This is a genomic window from Kitasatospora sp. NPDC059722 (assembly GCF_042733235.1).
Classification (GTDB): domain Bacteria; phylum Actinomycetota; class Actinomycetes; order Streptomycetales; family Streptomycetaceae; genus Kitasatospora.
In genome coordinates, this window is sequence record NZ_JBHWGD010000057.1 from 51464 (window position 1) to 54864 (window position 3401).

At 73.8% G+C, this 3401-nt stretch carries 3 protein-coding genes and 3 tRNA genes; 3 read left to right on the forward strand and 3 right to left on the reverse strand.

The features are described 5' to 3' along the window. Window positions 1-19 precede the first annotated feature (19 nt). The 3 genes from ACFV4F_RS29955 to ACFV4F_RS29965 form a co-directional block, all read right to left on the reverse strand. A tRNA-Val gene (locus ACFV4F_RS29955) sits at window positions 20-91 on the reverse strand. 35 nt (window positions 92-126) lie between these two features. Beyond that, a tRNA-Cys gene (locus ACFV4F_RS29960) sits at window positions 127-200 on the reverse strand. A 40-nt stretch (window positions 201-240) separates the two neighbouring features. Further along, window positions 241-313, reverse strand: a tRNA-Gly gene (locus ACFV4F_RS29965). 226 nt (window positions 314-539) lie between these two features. On the opposite strand from ACFV4F_RS29965, the gene ACFV4F_RS29970 reads away from it, so the two are divergent. The 3 genes from ACFV4F_RS29970 to ACFV4F_RS29980 all read left to right on the forward strand — a co-directional run. Continuing rightward, window positions 540-1589 (forward strand): chorismate-binding protein, encoded by a 1050-nt coding sequence (locus ACFV4F_RS29970; protein WP_380443634.1) that lies wholly within the window; start codon window positions 540-542, stop codon window positions 1587-1589. An 85-nt stretch (window positions 1590-1674) separates the two neighbouring features. Further along, window positions 1675-2505 carry an aminotransferase class IV gene (locus ACFV4F_RS29975; protein ID WP_380443636.1) on the forward strand — a complete coding sequence of 277 codons (831 nt, stop codon included), beginning with the start codon at window positions 1675-1677 and terminating at the stop codon, window positions 2503-2505. Window positions 2506-2660: 155 nt separating this feature from the next. Further along, window positions 2661-3401, forward strand: a 741-nt coding sequence (locus ACFV4F_RS29980; protein WP_380507055.1) for a GNAT family N-acetyltransferase, incomplete at its 3' end; no start/stop codon positions are given.

The window sequence follows — 3401 nt, forward strand, 5'->3', positions numbered from 1 at the left end:
GACCCCGGAGGATCCGACGTGCGCGATACTGGGATTGAACCAGTGACCCCTACCGTGTCAAGGTAGTGCTCTCCCGCTGAGCTAATCGCGCGGGGAGGTTCTCCCGGCGGAACCGGGCGATCCTCTTGGAGGTGGAGACGGGATTTGAACCCGTGTACACGGCTTTGCAGGCCGTTGCCTCGCCTCTCGGCCACTCCACCAGGCAACACTCGGAGAACGATCTTACACTGTTCCCCATCGAGCGGACGACGAGATTCGAACTCGCGACCCTCACCTTGGCAAGGTGATGCTCTACCAACTGAGCCACGTCCGCCTGCCTCCCGGGACCTTCACCGCTTTTCTTCGGCTGCGCTCCCTGGCGACGTGTTGAACTCTAGCGGATTCCCGGGCCAGCTAAAAATCCGTTCCCGCAGCGTGCACTCGGTGCACACCCGGAAGCCGCTCGCGCCCGGTCGTTCCGGCGTACGCCCCCGGCCTCGTCGAGCGCCCCCGACCTACACTTCAGGCACCGCCGCCCAGCACCACCGCGCAGGAGAACCGTGTCCGGCCGCACCGCCCCCCAGACCCCGCTCGCCCGCTTCGGCGGCCGCCTCGCCACCGGCCTGCGCGACGTCACCTCGGACCCGGCCGCGCTGGACTCCGCCGGCTACTGGGCGGTGGCCTACGACTTCGAGGGCCGCCTCACCTGCGCCCGCTTCGACGACGTCCGCCCCGCCCCCGCCCCGCCCTCCGGCGCCGGCTGGCACGGACCGGACGCCGGCGACTGGCACAGCTCCCTGGACCGCGACGCCTACACCGCGGGCGTCCGCCGCATCCGCGAGCACATAGCCGCCGGCGAGGTCTACCAGGCCAACCTCTGCCGCGTGCTCTCCGCACCGCTGCCCGATCCCGGTCGCACGGACGTCGACGCCCTCACCGGACTCCTCGCCCACGGCAACCCCGCCCCCTACGCGGGCACGATCCGGCTGCCCGACCACGGCGTCGAGATCGCCACCGCCTCGCCCGAGCTCTACCTGCGCCGCTCCGGCCGCACCGTCTCCTCCGGCCCGATCAAGGGCACCGGCCGCACCGAGGACGACCTCCTCGACAAGGACCACGCCGAGAACGTGATGATCGTCGACCTGGTCCGCAACGACCTCGGCCGCGTCTGCGCGACCGGCAGCGTCACCGTCCCCGACCTGTGCGCCGTCGAGAAGCACCCCGGCCTCGTCCACCTCGTCTCCACCGTCGAGGGCACCCTGCGCGACGGCGTCGGCTGGCCCGAGCTCCTGGGCGCCACCTTCCCGCCCGGATCCGTCACCGGCGCACCCAAGTCCAGCGCCCTGCGGATCATCGAAGCCCTCGAAACCGCCCCGCGCGGCCCCTACTGCGGGGCCGTCGGCTGGGTCGACGCCGACCGGGGCGAAGGTGAACTCGCCGTCGGCATCCGGACCTTCTGGATCGACCGCACCGACCCCGCCGTCCCCGTGCTGCGCTTCGGCACCGGCGCCGGCATCACCTGGGGCTCCGACCCCGACCGCGAGTGGGCCGAAACCGAACTGAAGGCCGCCCGTCTGGTCGCGATAGCGTCGGGCAGCGAGACCCTCTGAAGGCCCGCGAACGCCGCGCAGCACCCGCAGGACCGCAGAGCCCCCAGCCCCCCGCCGAAGAACCGCCCCCGAGGAGCAGCGCCCGATGCACACCCCCACCAAGAGCTGGGTCAACGGCACGCTCGTCGATTCCGCCGACGCCGCCGTCTCCGTCCTCGACCACGGACTCACCACCGGTGACGGCGTCTTCGAGACCATGAAGGCCGCCGACGGCCGGGCGTTCGCCCTCACCCGCCACCTCGACCGCCTCACCCGCTCCGCCCGTGGCCTCGGTCTGCCCGATCCCGACCACGACCGGGTCCGCGAGGCCTGCGCCCAGGTCCTCGCCGCCAACCCGATGCCGCTCGGCCGACTGCGCGTCACCTACACCGGCGGCGTCGCCCCCCTCGGCTCCGAGCGCGGTGACTCCGGCGCCACCCTCGTCGCCGCCATCGGTCCCGTGAACCGGCGCCCCGACACCACCGCCGTCGCCGTCGTCCCCTGGCGCCGCAACGAGCACAGCGCCGTCGCCGGCCTCAAGACCACCTCCTACGCCGAGAACGTCGTCGCCCTCGCCGCCGCCCACCGCGTCGGCGCCTCCGAGGCCCTGTTCGCCAACACCGCCGGACTGCTCTGCGAAGGCACCGGCTCGAACGTCTTCGTCGTCATCGGCGGCCGCCTGCTCACCCCCACCCTCGCCTCCGGCTGCCTGGCCGGCATCACCCGTGCCCTCGTCGTCGAGTGGTGCGGCGCCGAGGAGACCGACCTCCCGCTGGAGGCCCTCCGGGACGCCGAGGAGGTCTTCCTGACCTCCACCCTGCGCGACGTCCAGGCCGTCACCCGCGTCGACGACCGCGAACTGCCCGGGATCGGCCCGGTCACCGCCAAGGCCATGGCGGTCTTCGCCGAGCGCAGCGGCGACGACCTCGACCCGTGAGCCCGCTCCGGCGGGCTCGTGTCCTTAGCCGTCTCCGGCGGACTCGTGTCCTTGGCCGCCTCCGGCGGGCTGGTGTCCTTAGCCGTCTCCGGCGGACTCGTGCCCTTAGCCGCCTCCGGCGGATAAGCCTCCCGGGGCGGGGAAGGGACCACCACATGACCTCCACGCTGCGGCCCGAGGGCCCCGAGACACCCACCCCCGCCGGCGGCCGCACCAGACGCTGGCAGATCTGCGCCAACGGCCGCCAGGTCGGTGCCCTGCGCACCACCGCCGTCCCGCACGGCAGTCAACTCTTCGGAGAGATCGCCGAGTTGGAGATCAGTGAAGGGCGCGGCCGGGGCCGCGGGACGTTCGGCGCGCTGGCCGCCGAGGAGGTGCTGCGCGGCTGGGGCTGCACCCGCGTGGACATCGACGTCCCCGAGTCCGCGCAGGTCGCCCGCGGCCTCGCCCTCGCCCTCGGGTACACCGAGCGGATGCGGAACCTGGCCAAGCACCTGACCGCACCCCCCGACCTCCCGGCCGGTGTCACCGCCCGCGCGATCGGGGCCGGGGAGTTCCCGGCCTGGCTCGACCGGGCCGCCGAGGACTACGTCCGCTCGCTGCGGGAGTCGGGCCTCACCGAGGAGCAGGCCCGCGCCAAATCCGGCGTCGACCACCAGCGCCTGCTCCCGCAGGGCGCCGACAGCCCCGGCGTCGCGCTGCGCCGCCTCTACGGTGGCGGGGACGAAGCCGGCACCGAGCCGCTCGGCTCGCTCTGGGTGGACCTCCACCTGCGCGACCTGCCGGACGGCGAACCGCTCGCCTGGGTCATGGTCGTCGAGGTGTGCCCCCCCCCCCCCGGGCCGGGGCCCCCCCCCGCCCGGGGGGGGGGGGCCGCCCCCCGCGGGGCGGGCGCC